Raw genomic sequence first — 18,991 nt, 5'->3', positions numbered from 1 at the left:
CTACTTCAGTGCGTCATCAAGGCTTTGATCGCCTAGGTGACGTACATCTTTACCCTTCACAAAGTAAATAATGTATTCGCAGATATTTTGGCAACGGTCTCCCACTCGCTCAATCGCACGAGCTGACCACATCACCTGTAAAATATTTGGGATGTTCTTAGGATCTTCCATCATATACGTCATTAACTGACGAATGACTGCCTCGTATTCCGCATCCAACTTATCATCAAGTTTGTGTACTTCTGCCGCAGCATCGACATCCATACGAGCAAACGCATCTAATACTTGGTGAAGCATGGTGATTGCCTGACGACAAAGAGGCTCTAATGAGACATGAAATTTTTGCTCTTTGGTCGAAGGGATCTCGATCGCGCCTTGAGCAATTTTAGAGGCAACATCGCCAATACGTTCTAAGTCGGTAATGGTTTTGATGATCGCCATAATCAAACGCAGATCTTTTGCGGTCGGCTGACGCTTCGCAATAATACGAGTACATGCTTCATCGATTGAAACTTCCATCGCATTCACTTTGTGGTCATCACGAATCACTTTCTTGGCCAGTTCCGCGTCATCTTTATGCAGAGCTTGCATCGCAAAGGACAACTGCTGCTCTACCAATCCACCCATAGTTAATACGTGTGTACGGATAGATTCTAATTCGACATTAAACTGTCCTGAGATGTGGCGACCAAAATGCATGTCAGCTCCTTAAAAGAAATGAATAAAGCCGTTTATTTCAGAGTGACTTAGCTCTAGATGGCACGAACTTAAACGCTAGCCATACCTACCAGTAATGTAGTCTTCCGTTTGATTTTTCAATGGCGAAGTAAATATCGAATCGGTATCTGAGTACTCGATCAACTTCCCCATATGGATAAAAGCAGTATGGTCACTCACACGCGCCGCTTGTTGCATGTTATGAGTAACAATAACCACGGTGTATTGTGTTTTTAGCTCGTTAATCAACTCTTCAATCGTCAAAGTAGAAATAGGGTCAAGTGCCGAGGTCGGCTCATCTAATAAAAGCACTTCAGGTTCGATAGCAACCGCACGAGCGATAACCAAACGCTGCTGTTGACCACCCGATAAACCAAAGGCGTTCTCATGCAAACGGTCTTTCACTTCATCCCATAACGCAGCTGCACGCAGAGAGCGTTCAACCGCATCATCAAGATCTCGGCTGTTGCTCACGCCTTGTAGCCTCAAGCCATAAACCACATTCTCATAGATAGATTTAGGAAAAGGGTTGGGACGCTGGAATACCATACCAACACGGCGTCTTAAAGTCGCGACATCCACCTTAGGGTGATACACATTCTTGCCATGAAGCTTCACTTTCCCGGAAACCTTACAGCCTTCAACAAGATCGTTCATGCGATTAATGCAGCGCAGAAGAGTCGACTTACCACACCCTGATGGACCGATAAACGCGGTCACCTGCCCCTTAGGGATCTGCATTGAAATATCATCGAGTGCTTGGCTCTCTTTATAATAAAGATTCAGCCCTTCAATCGAGATAGCAATTTGCTCATCCTTCAGGTTGTGAACATCAAGTGGAGCTTGGTAACCCAAGGTTTCATTAATCGAGAACATCTAATCTTGTCCTAAGGTTCGGTATTTTTCACGCAAGTTATTACGGATATTGATAGCGGTTAAGTTCAACCCAACAATCACCGTAACCAGTAAAAATGAAGTTGCATACACTAAAGGTCGTGCTGCTTCGATATTAGAAGTTTGAAAACCAACATCATAGATATGAAAGCCTAAATGCATGAACTTTCTTTCTAAATGTAGATATGGAAACTGACCATCCACAGGCAAACTTGATGCTAATTTCACTACACCCACCAGCATAAGTGGGGCAACTTCCCCCGCAGCTCTCGCGATTGCCAATATCAAACCGGTGATAATCGCAGGGCTTGCCATCGGTAAAACAATGCGCCAAAGCGTTTCAAATTGAGTAGCCCCAAGCGCCAATGAACCGTGCCTTACGGAGCTAGGAATACGCGTTAAGCCCTCTTCCGTAGTTACAATAACAACGGGTAATGTTAATACCGCTAAGGTCAGAGCAGACCATAATAGGCCCGGTGTACCAAATGTCGGAGCGGGTAATCGCTCTGCATAAAACAAGGAATCGATTGAGCCACCGATGGTATACACAAAGAATCCTAAGCCGAATACGCCATACACAATCGACGGAACACCCGCTAAGTTAATCACGGCAATACGAATCAAACGTGTTAGTGCGTTGTTTCTTGCATATTCATGAAGATATATCGCAGCAACTACACCAAGTGGCATCACTACGATCGACATGAGAATAACCAGCAGCACAGTGCCGAAGATCGCAGGAAACACCCCACCTTCAGAGTTTGAGTCTCGTGGGTTCTCTGATAAGAACTTCCAAACTTGTTTGCCCCAATGCCCAACCTTTTCAAGATAAGACATATTATTCGGGTACCAATAATCCAAGATATGGCTGAGCGAAATTTCAACCTGCTCTCCTGTCATATCTTCCACCAACAAGCTTTCGACATTGAGCTGTGTTCTAAGATGCTCAAGCTTTACTTCTGCTTCAGCTAACTGGCTATTTAATTCCAGTTTAGTTTGAGTATAGGTTTTAAGGTATTCATCGCTCACTGACTCATTGAGTTCAAGCTTACGTTTTTCTAAGCGCAGATTTTCCAATTGCCAGCTGATATTGCGGATTTCTTGGTTCACAACACGCGACGTTTCTTTACGTAACGTATCAGCGAACGCCAAGCCTTGTTCGAGCTTTTGGTCTATGTTCGAATCAAAGGTGCCAGAAGCGGTTTTAAAACCCACAGGCTTACCAAAGAAATAACCACCTCGACTTCGTTCAATCACAATCCAATCAAGCGGCGTTGTTGGTTCACGTAAGTTAACATCCAGAATGGAAACAAAGTCCGCAGGGTACAGTTCTCTGTTGGCGACTTTGATACTCAAGCGCTGAATTAGTCCCGTCGACAGATTTTGAGGCGACAAGAGGTCGTGTACTTGTGGAACTTGCTCTATCGGGATGTATTTACGTTCATACAACTGGCCAATCAATACATCTTGTTTTGATACGGTTTCGTCCAGATCAACCACTAACGATAAGTCTTTGGAGTCGACTTGCCATTGATACAAAGGAGCAGGCCAAAAATAGGTTAAGCCCTTCCAGCCAATCAACAGCATTAGGCCAAGAACAGAAAGCATACTGATGCTCACCGCCCCGCCCGTAAGCCAGATCCACGGAGATCCCGATTTAACCCAAGATAATAATGACTTCAATTTGTTCATCATGATCGACCTTGCTGTTGACGTGCTGAAAACAAGAAACAGCCAAGTTCGCGAGATACGCTAGTCACGCTAGTCACGCTAGTCACGCAACGAAAAGCCATTGAGACACATTGAGGTGAACCTTTAAAACTACAGCGCACGATATTTATCTCTCAATCTTTGTCTAACCCACTCTGCGACTGAGTTCACCGCGAACGTGAAAATAAACAGCAAGAGTGCCGCTAAGAACAACAAGCGGAAGTGAGAACCACCCACCTCTGATTCTGGTAGTTCGACAGCAATCGTTGCGGATAGCGTCCTCATCCCTTCCAAAATATTCCAATCGAGAATCGGTGTATTACCTGTAGCCATCAAGACAATCATGGTTTCGCCAACCGCTCGCCCTAGCCCCATCATGACCGCTGAAAAGATACCTGGGCTAGCCGTCAATAACACCACATAAATAAGGGTCTGCCACGCCGTCGCACCCAACGCTAATGAGCCATCGGATAAATGTTTAGGCACAGAGAAAATAGCGTCTTCGGCGATAGTAAAAATCGTTGGGATGACAGCAAAACCCATAGCAAAACCAACTACCAGGGCATTGCGTTGGTCAAAGTCGATACCATAACTCGCTAAGAAAGTTCGAATATCACCACCAAACAACAAGGCTTCAATGCTGTTTCCACCAGCAAAGACGGCCACCACAGTAATCACCAATACCGGGATCAATATTAAGGCATGCCAACCGTTAGAGAAACGACTCGTCACCATCTTCGGTAAGCAGAACCAAACAAACCCCGTCAACAATGTACTCAACGGTAATAACACCATTAATGAGAAGACGGCCGTTAAATGCGTTTCAACAATTGGAGCAAACCAAAGCCCGGCCAAGAATCCGATGATCACGGTCGGAAGTGCTTCCATCAGTTCTATCGAAGGCTTCACCACTCTTCGCATGCGTGGAGACATGAAGTATGCGGTGTAAATGGCTCCGAGCACAGCAACCGGCACGGCAAACATCATCGCAAACAGAGCGGCCTTAATGGTACCGAACGTAATGGGTACTAAACTGAATTTCTCTTCAAAGTCATCATTCGCCGAGGTTGATTGCCAAACATATTGTGGCTCAGGGTAGCTTTCGTACCAGACTTTTTGCCAAAGCGATGAGAATGATATTTGCGGGTATTCATTATCGACCTTAGCCACACTGATGGTGCCATCAATCAGCGTCGCCAGATGCAGTTCATTGGCAGACATAGCCGCTAATTGTGGTGATTTATCAAATGCGCGCTCGAACAGCGACAGCTTTTCACTGGTCGTATAGTGGCTTTGTAATGTGCCGTTCTTATAGAAGCTGTAAAAACCCTTTCTATAAGTATCGGGCAAAATAAATTGCACTTGTTCAGCAAGCTGGAAGTCACGAATATGGGTCAGGCTGCGCTTTTCATCGTTGAGTACATCGAACCACTGAGAAACCTGTCCGTCCTCATGCGTAACCAACAGCGAATAGGCCCCAGACAGTAAATCGATACTTTTCACCGAGTGCTTCGCATCATTCAAGCTAAGATCAATCACTTCACGAACATTGAAGCCGCTATCGGATAACTTCAATACCACTAAATCCGATTGTGCTCGCAGATATAAGGTTTGACCATCAGGCGTGACTAACAACTGTTGTTGTAAACCCAACTTATCCGACAGCCATTGACTCTTCTGAAAAACATACTGACCAGTAAGATCACTCTGATACCACTTCACCAAAACTCGTTGGTCGCTTAGCTGAGCGGCAACCGTGATACCACGTCCATTTTTAGAGAATGCGAATTTTTCGATTGTTGCTCCGTTTGATGATTCATCATTTAAAAATGGTTCAGGGAGATCGACTTGCTCAATTTTAGGTTCGGCTTCACTGCCCTTTTGCAGCACGGGCGCACTATACTCAGGGTAGAAAAAGGTAAGGTTGCTTGCGCTATCGGCAAAGGCAAACCAGTTTTCAGATGGGGTATTTCGAGAAAAAGCGATAGGGTTAGCTAAAACATTACGCTCAAAGTAAGAATGTGTATTTTGAGACTCTAAATCCCAAAACTGAACCAAACCAGATTTTTCGATAGTAAACGCATGCTGACCGTATTCATCTACGGATAAGGCGATAGGCTTTTCTACGGCAACGGTCTTCACGGCTTGGTCAGTCTCTAAACCAGTATCAGAAAATACCGGTAAAATGACCATCGCCAAGTAAACAAAGATCAGCACCAGAGCGGCTAGAACACTGACGGCACCGCATGTCACCGAAAAACGGACGAGACGATCTTTCAACCATCTTTTTTTGTCGCGCTCTTTCAATGAAAATTGGGCTGAAGCCATCTGTTTATCTACCTTTTTTTAGCTACTGACATAATATGTACGTTAGATGACAGTTATATTACAAGTTACGTTAAACAACTGAAACTAATAACAAGTTTGTTGACCATATTTCTTAAAGTAAGATCATAGATTTTGTGAATTTTGTCATTCTAAATTAAAGTAATCAGCTCTATAGCCAGCACTCAAGGATTATCATCTCGATGGAAAAAGACTATGTCACAAAAGAACTTAGCTGGTTATCCTTCAACGAAAGAGTACTCCAAGAAGCGGCCGACAAGTCAGTTCCCTTAATCGAAAGAGTTCGTTTTTTAGGTATTTACTCGAAAAACCTCGATGAGTTTTACAAAGTCCGATTTGCTGATGTGAAACGAAAGATCTTACTTCAAGATCCTCAATTACCTGCCAACTCGCAGAAAACCCTACTAACTCAAATGCAGAGCAAAGCAAGTAAGCTCGATGTTCAATTCCATGAACTGTATAGCGACTTACTATTGGAACTGGCACGCAATCGTATTTTTCTGGTCAACGAACAACAAATCAGCGAAGAACAGAGTGAGTGGATCAAAAAGTACTTTAAGAAAAAAGTGCTGCCACATTTAACTCCGTTTCTCTTGAACGAAGATAGCCAGTTACTCAATATTATCAAAGATGAACAAAGCTACTTGGCGATCGACATTGAGCAAGAGACATCTTCTCAATATGTCTTACTCGAAATCCCATCAGAAGCTCTCCCTCGATTTGTTAAGTTACCAGACATTTCGGGTTCACAGCGTACGACTTTGATCTTATTAGATAATATAGTTCGATTTTGTTTAGATGACTTGCTTAAAGGATTCTTTGAGTATGACTCCGTGCGTTGCTTTGCTATAAAAATGACGCGTGATGCCGATTATGATCTTCAAGATAACAATGAAAATAGTCTACTAGAATTGATGTCTTTAGGTTTAGAACAGCGCTTAACGGCACTACCGATACGCCTTATCTATGAGTCAGAAATGCCTGCTGAAATGCTCAATTTCTTACAAGTCAGACTTAAACTATCTGACTATGACAGTGTCATTGCGGGTGGACGCTATCATAACTTCAAACATTTCTCTGAGTTCCCAAGCCTTAATCGACGTGATTTAGTTAATCGTCCACTACCCGCGATTAAGTGCGCGCATTTCAGCTACTACCCAAACTATTTCGAAGCGATCAAAGCTCGTGACATCTTGTTGCATTACCCTTATCACACCTTTAATCACATCACTGAACTCGTGAGGCAGGCTTCCTTTGACCCGAAGGTAACCTCCATAAAAATAAACGTTTACCGTGTTGCAGAAGGATCAAAGCTCCTTAGCTCGATCATCGATGCGGCGCACAATGGTAAGAAAGTAACTGTCGTCGTTGAGCTGCAAGCTCGCTTTGATGAGCAAGCCAATATTCAATGGACCAAGAAACTTCAAGAAGCCGGTATAAAAGTCATCCATGGCATCCCAAGTTTGAAAATTCACTCTAAGCTGCTGCTCATTAAACGGAAAGAAGGAAAGCATACGGCGCATTACGCTCATATTGGCACCGGTAACTTTCATGAAGTAACAGCGCGCGTGTATACCGATTTTTCTCTGCTCACTGCGAATGAGGATTTGACCCAAGAGGTGAGACAAGTCTTTAAGTATATTGAAAACCCTTATCAAAAATCACAGTTCAAACAACTGATTGTGTCACCAAAGAATACAAGAAAACGCCTATATCAGTTGATAGATAATGAAATACAAAACGCGATAGAGAACAAGCCTGCAAGCATCACTCTAAAACTCAACAATTTGGTCGACCGAGAGATCATTGAGAAGCTCTATCAGGCCAGCCAAGCCAATGTAAAAGTGAGAATGGTCATTCGTGGTATGTGCTCTCTTGTCCCTGGCATACCCAACATCAGCGACCATATTGACATTGTCAGTGTGGTCGATCGTTTTCTCGAACACCCAAGAGTGATGATCTTTGGTAACGCTGGAAAGCCGAAAGTCTATATATCCTCAGCTGACTGGATGACGCGAAACTTCGATCATCGGATCGAAGTCGCCACTCCAATTTTAGATCCAAATATCAAGCAAACGATTATCGATATCACCGAATTTCATTTCGATGACAGCAACAAAGCTCGAGTGCTAGACCAAGCGATGAGCAACCCTTACATAGAAGCACCAGCAAACCAACTCGATTACCCGACATCACAACTCTCCACTTACCACTATATTAAACGTATGGAGAAACTTGCTCGCAAGAAGTACAAACAAGAGAAGAAATCATGCCGCTAATTGATAACAAACATTCTCGATGTATTGCCGCTATCGATTTAGGTTCGAACAGCTTTCATATGGTGGTTGCCCGAGTATTCGACCAACACCTGCAATTAGTCAGCAGACATAAACAGAAAGTGAGATTAGGCGATGGGTTGGATGAGCATAACTTCTTATCCGAAAGCGCTATCGAGCGAGGTTTGGAGTGCCTCAAGGTATTCGCAGAACGACTAGCGGATTTTGAACTTGATGATGTCAGAGTCGTCGCGACTCATACCCTAAGAAAGGCCAAAAACACCAAAGACTTCTTAGAACAAGCCAAACCATTGTTTCCTTTTCCAATAGAGATCATCTCAGGTCAAGAAGAAGCTCGAATTATCTATAACGGCGTAGAGCACACTCAAGCCGCTTCTGAATCCAAATTAGTTATTGATATCGGAGGAGGGAGTACCGAACTCGTCACAGGGCAAGGCTTTACACCCCAAATAATGCGTAGCTTACCGATGGGATGCGTCAGTTTTACTCAGCGCTTCTTTGCCGATGGAGGGCTGACATCACAGCACTTCTCCGATGCTTATGTCTCAGCTACTCGCCTGTTGATGCCATTAATTGAAGAATACAAACAAATCTCTTGGGAAGTTGCCTTTGGCTCATCAGGTACCGCCAAATCAATAAAAGAGGTACTCATTGGCTTAGGGTTCACCGATGGTCTCATTACGCCGCAACGCCTATCCTATTTGAAGAACCACTTATGTGAATTTCCATCATCTAAGGGATTAGACCTTTCAGGTTTAAGCGATGAAAGAAAGCCGGTGTTTGCCGCTGGCGTCACGATTCTTTCAGCAGCTATGGATATGCTCAACATCAATGAATTGCATTTCTCCGATAGTGCCTTAAGAGAAGGGGTGCTTTATGACATGGAAGATCGGTTTAAAGCTATTGATGTTCGAACAAGAACCGCCGAAACACTTGTCTCTCGATACCATGTTGACGTAGTTCATGGCCAGAAAGTCAAAGCACTCGCCCTTTCATTACTGAAACAAGCGCAACCTCAGGTGAGTACTGCGGTAAATAATGAACTTTATGATCTGATTGGATGGGCTGCATTGCTTCATGAAGTGGGACAAAGCATCGCATTCCAAGGCTATCACCGCCATTCAGCTTATCTGCTTAAACATACGACTATGCCCGGTTTCAATACTGAGCAGCAGCGTCTGATCTCAACATTAGTTCGCTATCAAAGAAAAGCGATTAAGCTTAGTGACTTACCGGATCTCTCGCTATTCAATACAGGGCAGATAGCGTTGTTAATTCGAATACTGAGGATAGCAATCCTGCTCAATCGACAGCGAAACCAATCGCCAATACCGAATGTAAAATTAACCATTGAGCAAGATGAGAATTGGTGTTTAGTAGGAGATACCATCGACTGGTTAGCTGAAAATCAACTGCTTGATTATGAGCTCAAAGAAGAACAACGACGCTGGCAAGATGCTGGATGGTCGTTGAAGCTTGAATGATGCGCCAACAAAATAAAAACAGCCTGCGGCTAGCAAGCTGTTCATACGTTAGGTTTCTACGTTAACTTTCTACGTTCATAGTACCTAAATCAGAGTCCGATTTTTGCCAATTCTTGCTCAGCGAACTCTGACGGTATCGCTAAATAGCCATCTTTCTCTACCAGTTCTTGCCCTTGCTTTGAGAACACAAAAGTGAGGAACTCTCTTTCAACAGGAGAAAGTGGTTTATCTGGGTGCTTATTCACGTACACATAAAGAAAGCGAGATAGAGGGTAATCACCGCTCAAGATATTCGATCGAGTCGGCTCTACATAGTCAGAACCATGCTCTGCGATAGGAATTAACTTAACACCGGCTACTCGATAACCAATACCTGAGTACCCTATCCCGCTGATTGATGAAGCAACCGACTGTACAACCGATGCAGAACCTGGCTGCTCATTAACTCGGTTCTTGAAGTCACCGCCGCATAATGCGTTTTGTTTGAAATAGCCGTAGGTTCCTGAAACGGAATTACGACCAAACAGTTGGAATCGATGTTTTGCCCACGGTTGGTCAATGCCCAAATCTTGCCAATTATTTAGCGGCTTAGTCGCGCCGCAGCGCAATGTCTCTGAGAATATACTGTCAATCTGGTGAAAGTTGAGCCCTTCAATAGGGTTATCACGATGCACAAAAAGTCCAATCGCATCGATAGCAACTCTCAGTGCTGTCGGCTTATAGCCATGCTCTCTTTCAAACGCTTCGACCTCTCGTAGGCGCATTGGACGACTCATTGGTCCAAGGTGAGCAGTGCCTTCTGTTAACGCAGGAGGGGCAGTAGAAGAACCAGAAGCTTGAACTTGAGCGTTCACATTCGGGTAGTAAGACTTGAACTCTTCCATCCATAATGTCGTCATACCCGCCAAGGTATCCGAACCAACAGACAATAGGCTCCCTGAAATACCCGGAACTTTAGCGTAATCAGGAAGTGAGTCGACACCCTGTTCGGCATGAACTGGGTTAACCAAAGCAAATGTTAACAATAAGCTGACGGGTAAACGCGTCCTGCGAGTCAAACAACTCATGACACGGTCAATCGATTAGGTAGCGTGAAATGGAATCGGCTACCAACGCCAACTTCACTTTGAATTTCTAAATGTGAGTCATGATGGCTAAGCGCATGCTTCACAATCGCTAACCCAAGACCACTACCACCAGTATCGCGTGAACGCGCTTTATCGACACGGTAGAAACGCTCTGTAAGTCGATGTAAGTGTTGTGGTTCAATACCGTCTCCGGTATCTGACACATCCAAACACGCCCCTTGACTGGTTTGGTACCAACGCACCTTAACCGTTGCGCCCGGTGGTGTGTATTTGACTGCGTTATACACCAGATTCGATATCGCACTTCTCAGCTGATCTTCATCAGCTAAAACTCGTAGGCTTTTATCAATATCAAATTCAAGCTTATGTTCTCGATCACCACTTAAGCTTGCAGCTTCTTTTTCAAGAACCTCAAGCATAGCCGGAACATTCACCACTTCATCGAGCTCATGCATCGGTGCAGCTTCGATTTTTGAAAGTGTTAAAAGCTGATTCACTAGGCTGTTCATACGATTCAACTGCTCGGTCATCACACCATGAGCCTTAGGCCACATAGGCCCAACGACCATGTCTGGATCTTCCGTCATTTCAAGATAGCCCTGAAGTACGGTCATTGGAGTGCGTAGCTCGTGAGAAACGTTAGCGAAAAAGTTACGACGCATTCCTTCTAGCTGTTTTAGCTGAGTAACATCACGTACTACCATGAGGTGTTCGCCCTCGGTATACGGCACGATACGCAGCTCGAGCATACGTTCCACATTAAGTGGCGACGGCATCTCTAACGGCTCTGAGAAATCTTGTTTATTAAGGTACTTGATGAAGTCCGGCGTGCGGATCAAGTTAGAGATCGGTTGACCTGAATCGTCTGGCCAGCGAAAACCCAGTAAATACTGAGCAAGCTTGTTACACCAAACAATATTGCCTTCACCGCGAAACACCACAACGGCATCGGGAAGGGATTCAGCACCATTTCTGAAACGGCGGATAAGGTTGGTCAATTCTTTGCGCTTACGACGCTGTCTCTGCTGCATACGATAGATACCGTTAAACAGAGACTCCCAGTTTCCAGAACCTGAAGGGGGTGTTAACCGCTTTTCATCCCACAACCAAGCAGACAAACGTATTTGATAGTGTAGATGCCATGCTAACTGTAATACTGTTGCAGCCAGCAATAACCAAGGTAAATAACCGAATATCCATCCGACTATAATCCAAGGTGCGTAAAAAAAAGCCAGCTCCCAAGCTAGCTTCTTCCAGGTTAACTTCTCAACCATTCAGGACTCCATAAACTGGGCAGTGAAGCCACATTAAGCCTTTGTAGAAAAACGGTAGCCTGCGCCGCGAACCGTTTGAATTAATTTGTCATGACCAGCAGATTCAAGTGCTTTGCGTAAACGTCGAATATGTACATCAACAGTGCGATCTTCAACGTAAACGTTGGTACCCCAAACGTTGTTCAGTAGTTGCTCTCGACTGTACACACGCTCTTGGTGAGTCATAAAGAAATGCAGCATTTTGAACTCTGTTGGTCCCATATCAACTGGACCTTCGCTTGCGGTAACACGATGAGATACCGGGTCTAGCTTAAGGCCTTGTACATCAATCACATCTTCTAATGCAGTAGGCGTTACACGGCGGATAACCGCTTTCAGGCGAGCAACGAGCTCTTTGGGTGAAAATGGCTTGGTGATGTAATCATCAGCGCCCACTTCTAAACCACGCACCTTATCTTCTTCTTCGCCACGAGCCGTCAGCATCACCACTGGGATGTTGCGAGTTAACTCTTCACGCTTCATGTGCTTGATAAAGTTTATCCCGCTACCACCAGGTAGCATCCAATCTAGTAATACTAGATCTGGGAAAGGTTCACATAGCTTGTTTACCGCTGTATCGTAATCTTCAGCCTCTACTGCTTGGTAGCCTTTTTGTTCAAGTACAAAACACAGCATCTCACGAATAGGTGCTTCATCTTCAACGACCAGAATCCTTCTCGACATAATTGAATAGCCTTAGTATTTAATCAACGCATTGCATTATCTGGTTTAATTATGACACTTTTGTGACCTTTGAAAACAAATTTTCATATAACTGTCTCAAACATTTCACTTTTAATTTTTATTGCAGGTATAAGACAAATGGATCGAAATCTCCTATGATGAGCGTCTTCAGATAAAGGTATGAGAAATATTTATGTGGTTTAAGAATTGCCTCGTCTATCGCTTTAATCGTGATATAGACTTCAACGCAGATCAGCTAGAGAAACAACTTGAAGAGTTCCGTTTTACCCCTTGTGGTAGCCAAGACAAACAGAAGTTTGGTTGGGTAAATGCGATGGGTAGACACGGCGATATGATGACGCACGTATCAGAAAACCGCATTCTCATCTGTGCAAAGAAAGAAGAGAAAATGCTTCCTGCTTCTGTGATCAAAGATTCATTGAATGCAAAAGTAGAAACGCTTGAGGCAGAGTCTGGTACTCCTCTGAAAAAGAAAGAGAAAGACAGCCTAAAAGAAGACATCATCATCGATCTTCTTCCTCGTGCTTTCAGCCGCAGTAACTTCACTTACGCACTGATCATGCCGAAAGAAGGCTTTATTGTGGTTGATGCTAGCAGCTACAAAAAAGCGGAAGATGTATTGGCATTACTACGTAAAACTATGGGTAGCCTGCCAGTAGTACCAGCTATTCCAGAGCAAGCAATTGAAACGACTCTGACAGAGTGGGTGAAATCAGGTGATACGCCTCAAGGTATCACCATGCTCGATGAAGCCGAGCTTAAATCAATCCAAGAAGACGGCGGTATTGTTCGAGTTAAGAAACAAGAACTAGAAGCTGATGAGATTAAAAACCACATCGAAGCCAACAAAGTTGTGACTAAGCTTCTGATCAACTGGCAAGATCGCATTGAGTTCATTCTTGCAGAAGATGGCAGCATCAAACGCCTTAAATTCAGTGATGAACTAAAAGACGAAAACGACGACATTCCTCGCGAAGATCAAGCTGCCCGTTTTGATGCAGACTTCTCTCTACTTTGTGGTGAGTTCAGTGTTTTCCTTCCAAACCTATTTGAATCATTAGGTGGGTTAACTCAACCTAACGCTTAATTATTCCAATTTAGAGCTCAGGTGTCGATGAGATCTGAGCTTGTTTTCTTCTCCACCCCGCTTATCAACACCTAACAACACTCTTCGCAATACCATTGTTATCTTTAGGGCTATCAACCAAACTCATTTTAGCGTAAAATTTGCGCCCCTTTGATATCACTTGGTGGTATCAACCTGACTTGAGATCAGATTAGAGAACGAAGCAATGACGACACAAAAACCATTTGTACCTGAACTATTATCACCGGCAGGAAGCCTTAAAAACATGCGTTACGCATTCGCCTACGGCGCAGATGCAGTTTACGCTGGCCAGCCACGTTACAGCCTTCGTGTTCGTAACAACGAGTTCAATCACGAAAACCTACAAATCGGTATCGATGAAGCTCATGCTCAAGGCAAAAAGTTATATGTTGTATGTAACATTCAGCCACACAACTCTAAATTAAAAACATTCATTCGCGACCTTAAGCCAGTTGTTGAGATGGGCCCTGACGCTCTTATCATGTCAGATCCTGGTCTTATCATGATGGTACGTGAATCATTCCCTGAAATGCCGATCCACCTTTCAGTTCAAGCAAACGCTGTAAACTGGGCGACAGTAAAATTCTGGTCTACCCAAGGTGTTGAACGTGTAATTCTGTCTCGTGAACTATCACTTGAAGAGATCGAAGAGATTCGCGAGCACTGCCCAGAAACAGAGCTAGAAATCTTTGTTCACGGTGCTCTATGCATGGCTTACTCTGGTCGTTGCCTACTTTCTGGCTACATGAACAAACGCGATCCAAACCAAGGTACTTGTACTAACGCTTGTCGTTGGGAATACAAAACAGAAGCTGCGAAAGAAGACGAAAACGGTCAAATCGTTGAAGTTAATCCAACTGGTGTCGCTATTCAAGAAGTAGAAGCGCAAGAAGTTGAAGTTCAAAATGAACGTCCAGATAACACTCTAGGTCTTGGCAAGCCAACGGACGAAGTCGTGTTGCTTTCTGAGTCACACAAGCCAGAAGAGAAAATGGCAGCGTTTGAAGATGAGCATGGTACTTACATCATGAACTCAAAAGATCTTCGCGCAATCCAACACGTTGAGCGTTTAACTAAGATGGGCGTTCACTCCCTGAAAATCGAAGGTCGTACTAAGTCTTTCTACTACTGTGCACGTACAGCACAGGTTTACCGTAAAGCTATCGACGATGCTGTTGCAGGCAAACCATTTGATGAGAGCCTTATGGGTACGCTAGAGAGCCTAGCTCACCGTGGCTACACTGAAGGTTTCTTGCGTCGTCACACTCACGACACATACCAAAACTACGAGTACGGTTACTCTATCTCTGATACTCAACAGTTTGTTGGTGAATTCACTGGCAACCGCCGTGGTGACTTAGCGGAAGTCGAAGTGAAGAACAAATTCCTAGTTGGCGATAGCTTAGAAATGATGACACCAAAAGGTAACATCGTTTTCAAATTAGAAGTTATGGAGAACCGTAAATCTCAGCCAGTAGATGACGCAAAAGGTAACGGTCACTTTGTATTTATTCCAGTACCGGCTGATCTTGACCTAGAATTTGGTTTGTTAATGCGTAACTTGAGCGCAGGCCAAGATACACGTAACGCTTCAGGTAAATAACTTTACCTAGAAACTCTACTGAGAAGAAAGCAATGGCTCTGTTAATAACTGACAAGTGCATAAACTGCGATATGTGTGACCCAGAATGCCCAAATGGCGCAATCACGATGGGTGACAGTATCTTCGAAATCGATCCTGATTTATGTACTGAGTGTAAAGGTCACTATGAGAAGCCAACATGTCAGTCAGTGTGCCCTATTACAAAGTGCATAATCACTGACCCAAACCATATTGAAACTGACGACGAATTATTAGAAAAGTTTGTCATCATTCAAGGCTTGACCTAAAAGAAAAAAGGTTCAACTTAATCATCAAGTTGAACCTTTTTTTTAACCCGATTTTTCAATGGGGTATATGTTGCAGAACATCTCTTTCTCAAATTGATATTCGAGTTGTTCTCGCCAGTTTTTAGCTTGAGATACAGGTACCAAATAAAAGTGCTCCCGACTGGTATCAGTGACAAACGCCAATCCATGCTGCATCAGTTCATAATGAACATCATTCACAAAGCTAGGGTCTAATCGCTGTCGACCTGTTAGGTGGTTTATATCTTCTCTAGAAATTGAAATACCGACATTTTCACTACTGAATCTATGTCTTAACCATTTAGAGAATTCCCTCGCGCAAATCATAGTCATTGTCTTATCCTTGGAATTTTTATAGACGGGTATCAGACTCTGATTTTCATATACTTCACATAAGCCGCATCTTTCACCCAAGAAACACGCCATCCCTGACTAAGCATTATCAAATTCATCGTTATTTTTGCTCTTGTCGTTATTCGTTTGTTTTGATATCAAACGATGTTCTTAATTACGTGTTTATAAACTCTAGACAAAAGTGTGACATTTCTCCAGTTTTAGAATCGCGAAAACCAGTGGCATTACCACTGTAAAACACCTCGATAAATACATTACCTATTCGATATCAAGGCCAAACACTGACTCGGCATCACTTTAACTTTCTTTTTTTTCTTAGTTTTAGCCACTTTTTTAGGTGGAGGAACTGGAATGGTCTGCGGAGCCCAACTTGCAAGTTCATCGCCACAACCATCACCTTTAGGCGGATTTGCTTGAGCGATACAGTTAGAGCTGCCTTCAGGGCATTTTAAACGAACATGAAAATGGGAATGATGCCCCCACCAAGGTCTGATTTTGCCTAACCAGGTTCTATCATTGGCATCAGGATCTTCTTGTTCACAAAGGGCTTGTTTAATCACTGGATGGACAAAAATACGCACCACTTTTTCATCTTTCGCGGCATAGCGAATGACTTGGAAGTGATCATCAGTCCAATTCGATTTGCGCAATTTGTAGTTGGTAAGATCGACAACGCTGATTGGCTTAGGAACAGCGAGTTCATTTTCGGACAGCCTCTTATCAGTGAGCCTTAACCATATATCAATATCCAAGCCAGTCTGGTGACTTGAATGACCAGACGAAAAGCGCCCTCCTCGAGGTAGAGAAATATCACCAACCAATAAATTAGTGTTGAGCTGTTCGCTCGCGGTCACACCTAGCCTTTCAATAAACTGAATGGCCTCTGTATGTCCATAGTAGCGCTCTCTCTGAGGACGAATCACTTGGTAACCTTGACCGTCAATTGGCAAAGCCTGCGCACCGTCTAGACAGCCATTAGCGTAACTACCGATAGATGAGGTTGAATTTCTTGTCGGGCTCTTTTCTTTTTCCCATGGGGTTGCCGATACGTAAAACGAACAAAAGATAAGAGCTGATGTACAAAATAACCTCATAACAATTCCAAATAAATGATCTCTATTTTCATACTAGTCGTCATTAGGAAATAGGTGCATATCGAGGATGATATTTTGAAGATAAAGAGGAATTTTCATTTGGAGAGAGGGTTAACATCCAAATAATACCAATTCCATTAAATTCATGATCTAATATAGACTCTGAAAGGAGCCTATATGAACTCAGATTTATCAAAGCTTATCGGCGCAACCTCCAACGCGAGGTTGAGGCTAAGATTACTCGCGGTCTCTCACTTTATCGATGGTAAAAATCGAACTGAAATCGCGTCATTTCTTAAAGTCAGTCGTCTCAGTGTGAATAAATGGATCAAGGCCTATCTTGATTTTGGTGTTGAAGGGTTAGTAGAAAAACCTCATACAGGAAGACCTTCCAGACTCACTATTGAGCAAAAAAAACATCTTAAAGAATACGTCACTTCAAATGCAATAAAACCTGAGGGTGGGCGCTTACAAGGGAGTGACATCACACAATTCATCCTTGATGAATTTGATATATCTTACCAACCATCCGGTGTATACCGCTTACTGCATGAACTTAATTTGAGTTGGATAACGACACGTTCAAAGCACCCAAAACAATCAGAAGAAGCTCAAGAATCTTTTAAAAAAATTCCCAATAGAAACGATCCTTAAGATCCCTGGGCATATCCACTTAAAAGAAGTGCTTGTTTGGTTTCAAGATGAAGCTAGATTTGGTCAACGCAATACCACAACCAAGATTTGGGCAGAAAAAGGAACTCGACCTAGAGCCGTTCAACAGCAACAATTTGAGTACGCTTATTTGTTTGGAGCCGTTTGTATCAATACAGGCGAAGCTGAAGCTATTGTTTCACCGTTAAGCAACATGGAAGCAATGACGAAGCATCTTGAATTAATCTCAACGGCGACCCCTAGAGGTAAACATTCCGTGGTTATTATGGATCAAGCGAGCTGGCATCAAACACATTTAGCCAATCATTTTAAGAACATCACGATAATCCATATCCCGCCATATTCACCAGAATTAAACCCGATAGAACAAGTTTGGCAATGGCTTCGACAATACAAGTTAGCGAATAGGTGTTTTGAAAACTATAACGATATAGTGAACTCAGTATGCAATGCTTGGAACAGTTTTTGTGAAGATAAACGCAGAGTCCAATCCCTCTGCTTTAGAGATTGGACTCGATTGGTAAGTTAATTAATGGAATTGGTATAATAGAAAGCAAAAAGGCTCTAGCATTTCTGCCGGGACGCGCAGTCTAGAGCCTTAAATATGGCAGGGGTGGACTGAGCCGGCACTCCGGAGATTAGACCGGGCTGGCGATCTAGCTCACAACATTACTTCGAAGAAGCAACAGACGCAAAAAAGCCCCAGCATTTCTGCTGAGGCTTCGTATATGGCAGGGGTGGAGAGATTCGAACTCCCAACACGCGCTGTTTTGGTAAGTCGGAGAATCCGCTGCTCTATTAATGACATATTTCGATGCCAGAAAGTAAAAAGGCTCTAGTCTTTCGACTAGAGCCTTAAATATGGCAGGGGTGGAGAGATTCGAACTCCCAACACGCGGATTTGGAATCCGCTGCTCTGCCAATTGGAGCTACACCCCTATTTCAGTTTTAAAGAGCTGAACCTCTGAATAAGTGGCGGAGTGGACGGGACTCGAACCCGCGACCCCCGGCGTGACAGGCCGGTATTCTAACCAACTGAACTACCACTCCGCAGTGGTCAACTCACTAAGTGAGCGTCCATATCCCCAGGTTGGTCAACCTAAAGATTTAATTTAAAGCCTGGCGATGTCCTACTCTCACATGGGGAAACCCCACACTACCATCGGCGCTATTGTGTTTCACTTCTGAGTTCGGCATGGAATCAGGTGGGTCCACAATGCTATGGTCGCCAAGCAAATTTTAAAATTCGGAAAGCTGCTTCTCTATTTAATAGAGCTTTAAAAGTATTTCTCTTCAAACGC

15 protein-coding genes, 2 tRNA genes and 1 rRNA gene are annotated in these 18,991 nt (G+C 43.6%); 6 read left to right on the top strand and 12 right to left on the bottom strand.

All coding sequences use genetic code 11. The features are described from left to right. The 4 genes from phoU to OCU90_RS02925 all read right to left on the bottom strand — a co-directional run bounded on the left by phoU (nt 1) and on the right by OCU90_RS02925 (nt 5,649). Nucleotides 1-699 carry a phosphate signaling complex protein PhoU gene (phoU, locus tag OCU90_RS02940; protein ID WP_004735072.1) on the bottom strand — a complete coding sequence of 233 codons (699 nt, stop codon included), beginning with the start codon at nt 697-699 and terminating at the stop codon, nt 1-3. A gap of 75 nt (nt 700-774) precedes the next feature. Beyond that, nucleotides 775-1,593, bottom strand: a complete 819-nt coding sequence (gene pstB / locus OCU90_RS02935; RefSeq protein ID WP_004735071.1) for a phosphate ABC transporter ATP-binding protein PstB — start codon at nt 1,591-1,593, stop codon at nt 775-777. Further along, complete coding sequence (gene pstA / locus OCU90_RS02930; protein WP_017095417.1) at nt 1,594-3,303, bottom strand: phosphate ABC transporter permease PstA; 1,710 nt, start codon at nt 3,301-3,303, stop codon at nt 1,594-1,596. 129 nt (nt 3,304-3,432) lie between these two features. Then, nucleotides 3,433-5,649 (bottom strand): ABC transporter permease subunit, encoded by a 2,217-nt coding sequence (locus OCU90_RS02925; RefSeq protein WP_061023904.1) that lies wholly within the window; start codon nt 5,647-5,649, stop codon nt 3,433-3,435. 200 nt (nt 5,650-5,849) lie between these two features. On the opposite strand from OCU90_RS02925, the gene ppk1 reads away from it, so the two are divergent. Both ppk1 and ppx read left to right on the top strand, forming a co-directional pair. Continuing rightward, nucleotides 5,850-7,946: a polyphosphate kinase 1 gene (gene ppk1 / locus OCU90_RS02920; protein ID WP_061023902.1), complete on the top strand. Its 2,097-nt coding sequence runs from the start codon at nt 5,850-5,852 to the stop codon at nt 7,944-7,946. Further along, entirely contained in the window at nt 7,937-9,448 is a 1,512-nt protein-coding gene (gene ppx, locus OCU90_RS02915; protein ID WP_061023900.1) for an exopolyphosphatase, read from the top strand. The genes ppk1 and ppx overlap by 10 nt, the downstream gene beginning before the upstream one ends. A gap of 89 nt (nt 9,449-9,537) precedes the next feature. Here the strand turns inward: ppx and OCU90_RS02910 are convergent, their stop codons facing one another. From OCU90_RS02910 to phoB, 3 genes are read right to left on the bottom strand one after another with little or no spacing between them, the layout of a single operon-like run. Next, a complete protein-coding gene (locus OCU90_RS02910; protein ID WP_061023898.1) occupies nt 9,538-10,515 on the bottom strand; it encodes a PstS family phosphate ABC transporter substrate-binding protein in 978 nt (325 codons plus the stop codon). Beyond that, nucleotides 10,512-11,810 (bottom strand): phosphate regulon sensor histidine kinase PhoR, encoded by a 1,299-nt coding sequence (gene phoR / locus OCU90_RS02905; protein ID WP_061023896.1) that lies wholly within the window; start codon nt 11,808-11,810, stop codon nt 10,512-10,514. Before phoR ends, OCU90_RS02910 begins: the two co-directional genes overlap by 4 nt. A gap of 33 nt (nt 11,811-11,843) precedes the next feature. Further along, a complete protein-coding gene (gene phoB, locus OCU90_RS02900) occupies nt 11,844-12,533 on the bottom strand; it encodes a phosphate regulon transcriptional regulator PhoB (RefSeq protein ID WP_004735064.1) in 690 nt (229 codons plus the stop codon). Between the two features lie 193 nt (nt 12,534-12,726). On the opposite strand from phoB, the gene rdgC reads away from it, so the two are divergent. From rdgC to OCU90_RS02885, 3 genes are all read left to right on the top strand, one after another. Continuing rightward, nucleotides 12,727-13,641, top strand: a complete 915-nt coding sequence (gene rdgC / locus OCU90_RS02895) for a recombination-associated protein RdgC (RefSeq protein ID WP_004735063.1) — start codon at nt 12,727-12,729, stop codon at nt 13,639-13,641. 205 nt (nt 13,642-13,846) lie between these two features. Beyond that, nucleotides 13,847-15,265, top strand: coding sequence for a prephenate-dependent tRNA uridine(34) hydroxylase TrhP (trhP, locus tag OCU90_RS02890; RefSeq protein ID WP_004735062.1), 1,419 nt, complete (start codon nt 13,847-13,849; stop codon nt 15,263-15,265). A 32-nt stretch (nt 15,266-15,297) separates the two neighbouring features. Next, nucleotides 15,298-15,552 carry a YfhL family 4Fe-4S dicluster ferredoxin gene (locus tag OCU90_RS02885; RefSeq protein ID WP_004735061.1) on the top strand — a complete coding sequence of 85 codons (255 nt, stop codon included), beginning with the start codon at nt 15,298-15,300 and terminating at the stop codon, nt 15,550-15,552. 42 nt (nt 15,553-15,594) lie between these two features. Here the strand turns inward: OCU90_RS02885 and OCU90_RS02880 are convergent, their stop codons facing one another. Continuing rightward, nucleotides 15,595-15,903: a hypothetical protein gene (locus OCU90_RS02880; RefSeq protein ID WP_017079848.1), complete on the bottom strand. Its 309-nt coding sequence runs from the start codon at nt 15,901-15,903 to the stop codon at nt 15,595-15,597. A 275-nt stretch (nt 15,904-16,178) separates the two neighbouring features. Beyond that, a complete protein-coding gene (gene mepA, locus OCU90_RS02875) occupies nt 16,179-17,018 on the bottom strand; it encodes a penicillin-insensitive murein endopeptidase (protein ID WP_017092456.1) in 840 nt (279 codons plus the stop codon). Nucleotides 17,019-17,195: 177 nt separating this feature from the next. Here mepA and OCU90_RS02870 point away from each other — a divergent pair. Beyond that, nucleotides 17,196-18,219 (top strand): IS630 family transposase gene (locus tag OCU90_RS02870; RefSeq protein ID WP_099426184.1). Its coding sequence is split into 2 segments (ribosomal slippage): nt 17,196-17,642 and nt 17,644-18,219, totalling 1,023 coding nucleotides; the frame shifts between segments, so codons are not numbered across the junction. A 333-nt stretch (nt 18,220-18,552) separates the two neighbouring features. Here OCU90_RS02870 and OCU90_RS02865 read toward each other — a convergent pair. The 3 genes from OCU90_RS02865 to rrf all read right to left on the bottom strand — a co-directional run bounded on the left by OCU90_RS02865 (nt 18,553) and on the right by rrf (nt 18,923). After that, a tRNA-Trp gene (locus OCU90_RS02865) sits at nt 18,553-18,629 on the bottom strand. Between the two features lie 34 nt (nt 18,630-18,663). After that, nucleotides 18,664-18,740: transfer RNA gene (locus tag OCU90_RS02860), tRNA-Asp, on the bottom strand. A gap of 67 nt (nt 18,741-18,807) precedes the next feature. After that, a 5S ribosomal RNA gene (rrf, locus tag OCU90_RS02855) occupies nt 18,808-18,923 on the bottom strand. Nucleotides 18,924-18,991: the final 68 nt, after the last annotated feature.

Source organism: Vibrio splendidus (assembly GCF_024347615.1).
In the GTDB taxonomy this organism is placed as follows: Bacteria; Pseudomonadota; Gammaproteobacteria; order Enterobacterales; family Vibrionaceae; genus Vibrio; species Vibrio splendidus.
This window is presented reverse-complemented; position numbering and strand designations above follow the sequence as displayed.

Coding starts and splice junctions, on each gene's coding strand:
- pstA (WP_017095417.1), bottom strand. CDS start 3,303: ATGAACAAATTGAAGTCATTATTATCTTGGGTTAAATCGGGATCTCCG.
- ppk1 (WP_061023902.1), top strand. CDS start 5,850: ATGGAAAAAGACTATGTCACAAAAGAACTTAGCTGGTTATCCTTCAAC.
- OCU90_RS02880 (WP_017079848.1), bottom strand. CDS start 15,903: ATGACTATGATTTGCGCGAGGGAATTCTCTAAATGGTTAAGACATAGA.
- pstB (WP_004735071.1), bottom strand. CDS start 1,593: ATGTTCTCGATTAATGAAACCTTGGGTTACCAAGCTCCACTTGATGTT.
- phoR (WP_061023896.1), bottom strand. CDS start 11,810: ATGGTTGAGAAGTTAACCTGGAAGAAGCTAGCTTGGGAGCTGGCTTTT.
- mepA (WP_017092456.1), bottom strand. CDS start 17,018: ATGAGGTTATTTTGTACATCAGCTCTTATCTTTTGTTCGTTTTACGTA.
- OCU90_RS02925 (WP_061023904.1), bottom strand. CDS start 5,649: ATGGCTTCAGCCCAATTTTCATTGAAAGAGCGCGACAAAAAAAGATGG.
- OCU90_RS02910 (WP_061023898.1), bottom strand. CDS start 10,515: ATGAGTTGTTTGACTCGCAGGACGCGTTTACCCGTCAGCTTATTGTTA.
- phoU (WP_004735072.1), bottom strand. CDS start 699: ATGCATTTTGGTCGCCACATCTCAGGACAGTTTAATGTCGAATTAGAA.
- trhP (WP_004735062.1), top strand. CDS start 13,847: ATGACGACACAAAAACCATTTGTACCTGAACTATTATCACCGGCAGGA.
- rdgC (WP_004735063.1), top strand. CDS start 12,727: ATGTGGTTTAAGAATTGCCTCGTCTATCGCTTTAATCGTGATATAGAC.
- phoB (WP_004735064.1), bottom strand. CDS start 12,533: ATGTCGAGAAGGATTCTGGTCGTTGAAGATGAAGCACCTATTCGTGAG.
- OCU90_RS02885 (WP_004735061.1), top strand. CDS start 15,298: ATGGCTCTGTTAATAACTGACAAGTGCATAAACTGCGATATGTGTGAC.
- ppx (WP_061023900.1), top strand. CDS start 7,937: ATGCCGCTAATTGATAACAAACATTCTCGATGTATTGCCGCTATCGAT.